Below are 2,910 nucleotides of genomic sequence, written 5' to 3' on the forward strand. Positions count from 1 at the left end.
AATGGGATTTAGTAGTGGCTGATTACACCGAAGCTATTAAACTTAATCCTAATTTAGCTCTAGCTTACTACAATCGTGGTATTGTTTACCGTAAACAGCAAAAATGGGATTTAGCAGTGGCTGATTACAACAAAGCTATTACTCTTGATCCTAACTATGCCGGTTGTGCGCCTAAATGGCCAGGTGTTCGATTACTATCAAGCTCAAGTTCAAATGATATTCATCCTCAATGGCAAGGTGAAAGTAGGATTGGAATGTCTTGGAGTTTAATAACAAAACAAATGATCAACACAGATACAGGTATTTACCTGAAAGGAGATTTATATTCTCCCCGTGGAGGACTGATAAATGAAAATATTTTTGTTATGGAAGATGAGTGGTTTTGTAATTTATGAGCTAATTTATAAAGAAAATCTAGAGGCTCTTTCTAAATAAATGTAAAAAAAGCAAAGCCAGTTGATCACCCATCGAGTATTCATAACACTGACTATTATTCTGGTATATTGCGCGATCGCCCCTAGAAGCAGCAGAAATCAGAGCCACAGAAAAACGCCGTGAGCCAGAAATATTAAGAGATTTAACCTATCTTTTATATAACATTTGCTTTTCGCCCCCGACGGATAATATTAGTATTGTAACCGCCACATAAACCGCGATCGCCCCCAATTACCAACAGTCCTACAGTTTTAACTTCCCGTTTTTTGAGTAGGGGGAGGTCTACATCCTCAAACCGGAGACGGGTTTGCAAACCATACAACACCTGTGCGAGGCGGTCAGCGAAGGGACGGGTGGCGGTGACTTGTTCTTGGGCGCGACGGACTATAGCAGCTGCTACGAGCCGCATAGCTTCCGTGATTTTTTTGGTGTTTTTGACCGAATGAATGCGATCGCGTATTGCTTTGAGATTGGCCATGTTGGTTGACGGTTGACGGTTAACGGTTAACTGTCAACCGTCAACGCTTCTGACTACATGATTTTTCAAACACCCTCTAAGACCCATATCACCTTTGATAATGCGTTTGAGTAATTTATGAAGACCTTTTTTGTTTTTGTCACTGCTTCGCCGGATACAATAGTTAAGAAATGTTGCCTATTGAGATGACTAATGACACCCTCACAAGATGTAACTACTCCTGATCTCCAACAAGAGGAATACGGCAACTCAGAACCGGATGCTCTCAATGAGTTGCCTGATGAAGTGGAAATGTCCCTTTTCGACCACCTAGAAGAGCTACGACAACGGATTTTTTATTCTTTAATTGGTGTTGCAGTTGGTGTTGTTGGCTGCTTCATCGCCGTGAAACCCATTGTTAAGTTACTGGAAGTCCCCGCCCAAGGGGTCAAGTTTCTCCAACTGGCTCCAGGGGAATATTTCTTTGTTTCCATCAAAGTAGCGGGTTACAGTGGGTTAGTACTTTCTAGCCCCTTCATTCTTTACCAAATTATCCAGTTTGTTCTTCCGGGACTAACTCGGCGGGAACGCCGCTTACTCGGACCGGTGGTTTTAGGTTCTAGTGTGCTGTTTGTCACGGGTTTAGTATTCGCTTATTTACTATTAATTCCCGCAGCTTTGAATTTTTTCATTAGCTACGGCGAAGATGTGGTAGATCAACTATGGTCTATTGACAAATACTTTGAATTTGTGCTGTTACTATTATTTAGTACTGGTTTAGCATTTCAAATTCCCATTATTCAATTATTACTAGGTAATTTGGGAATTGTCTCCTCTCAAAAGATGATTTCTGGCTGGCGATTTGTGATTATGGGAGCAGTTGTTCTCGGTGCTGTTCTCACCCCTTCCACTGACCCCCTGACCCAAAGTCTCTTAGCAGGAGCAGTTTTAGGACTCTACTTTGGTGGTATTGGTCTAGTGAAGCTGACAGGTAAGTGATTAATTAGATAGCTAGCTATCAGTAGTTGTTTCTGTTGCTAGCTTTTGCCCGATTTTTGGCTCTATACCTGCAAGTAGTCGCTGAATGTTAGCACGATGGCGGAAAATTACGTAAATTCCCCCAGCAATACCAAACAGGATATAGGGTAGCGGTTGATGTAGAGTTAACATCAAAATCGGCACAGCGATCGCACCGGCAATGGAACTTAATGATACAATTCTGGATATAGCTATAAACACAGCAAACACTGCGGCTGTAGCTAATCCTACTTGCCAATTCATCGCTAATAAAATTCCTAAGCTGGTAGCTACAGACTTACCGCCAGAGAAGCCGAGAAAAATTGATTTACTGTGTCCCAGGATAGCTAATAACCCCACTAAAGTAATCATCCAAGATTGCCAAAGTTGGATATTTACCGTTGAGGGGAGAAGATTTTGAGTAGGAGCAAAGGAAAATAACCAGTAAACAACTGCGATCGCTAAAACTCCCTTGAAGCAATCAATTACTAAAACCAGAGCGCCCGGGCCTTTCCCTAAAGTGCGCAATACATTAGTTGCGCCGGTTGAACCCGAACCAACTTCGCGAATATCAATACCCTGTAAGAGCTTTCCCGCAATGTAGCCAGTGGGAAAAGAACCCAACAGATAAGCTACCACCAAAGCCACGCCACACAAACTGAACCAAATAGCCATAATTAAATCACAAAACACCATAAAAATTCAAGGTTTGCAGTGAGGACAAAAGTCCTCCGTTGCCATCTGCTATAGTCGGAAGGCTCCCGATACTTTTTTGCTAACATTAACTAACAAATACACTCTTTAAGAGAGGGCGTATCAACCAATGCACGTAGGAAAATCCCCCGCGCACCATTTATGTTCCGGCTCATTACCCGCCCGTCAGATGGAGACTTAACGAATTTAGCACCACCAAGGTTGGGGATGATTTCACCAGTCCAGCTGACTGTTTTTGATGTGTACGCTTCGTTCACATCCATCACTACTTTATTAGTCTCAAAAGC

Annotated in this window: 3 protein-coding genes and 2 pseudogenes; 2 read left to right on the forward strand and 3 right to left on the reverse strand. The window is 42.4% G+C overall.

What is annotated here, in order from left to right; translation table 11 throughout:
* On the forward strand, positions 1–395 hold a 395-nt coding region (locus NWP21_RS04915; RefSeq protein WP_280791839.1), incomplete at its 5' end, for a tetratricopeptide repeat protein.
* 218 nt (positions 396–613) lie between these two features.
* Here the strand turns inward: NWP21_RS04915 and NWP21_RS04920 are convergent.
* Positions 614–913: pseudogene (locus NWP21_RS04920) on the reverse strand (F0F1 ATP synthase subunit gamma); the annotation flags it as partial.
* Positions 914–1,105: 192 nt separating this feature from the next.
* Between NWP21_RS04920 and tatC the strand changes: the two are divergent.
* Positions 1,106–1,891 (forward strand): twin-arginine translocase subunit TatC, encoded by a 786-nt coding sequence (gene tatC / locus NWP21_RS04925; RefSeq protein WP_280791840.1) that lies wholly within the window; start codon positions 1,106–1,108, stop codon positions 1,889–1,891.
* 12 nt (positions 1,892–1,903) lie between these two features.
* On the opposite strand, the gene plsY is transcribed toward tatC, so the two are convergent.
* Together plsY and NWP21_RS04935 are read right to left on the reverse strand one after the other, a co-directional pair.
* Positions 1,904–2,584 carry a glycerol-3-phosphate 1-O-acyltransferase PlsY gene (gene plsY, locus NWP21_RS04930; protein ID WP_271733611.1) on the reverse strand — a complete coding sequence of 227 codons (681 nt, stop codon included), beginning with the start codon at positions 2,582–2,584 and terminating at the stop codon, positions 1,904–1,906.
* A gap of 110 nt (positions 2,585–2,694) precedes the next feature.
* A pseudogene (locus tag NWP21_RS04935) lies at positions 2,695–2,910 on the reverse strand (RNA-guided endonuclease TnpB family protein); the annotation flags it as partial.

Source organism: Anabaenopsis sp. FSS-46 (assembly GCF_029891665.1).
GTDB lineage: Bacteria > Cyanobacteriota > Cyanobacteriia > Cyanobacteriales > Nostocaceae > Anabaenopsis > Anabaenopsis arnoldii.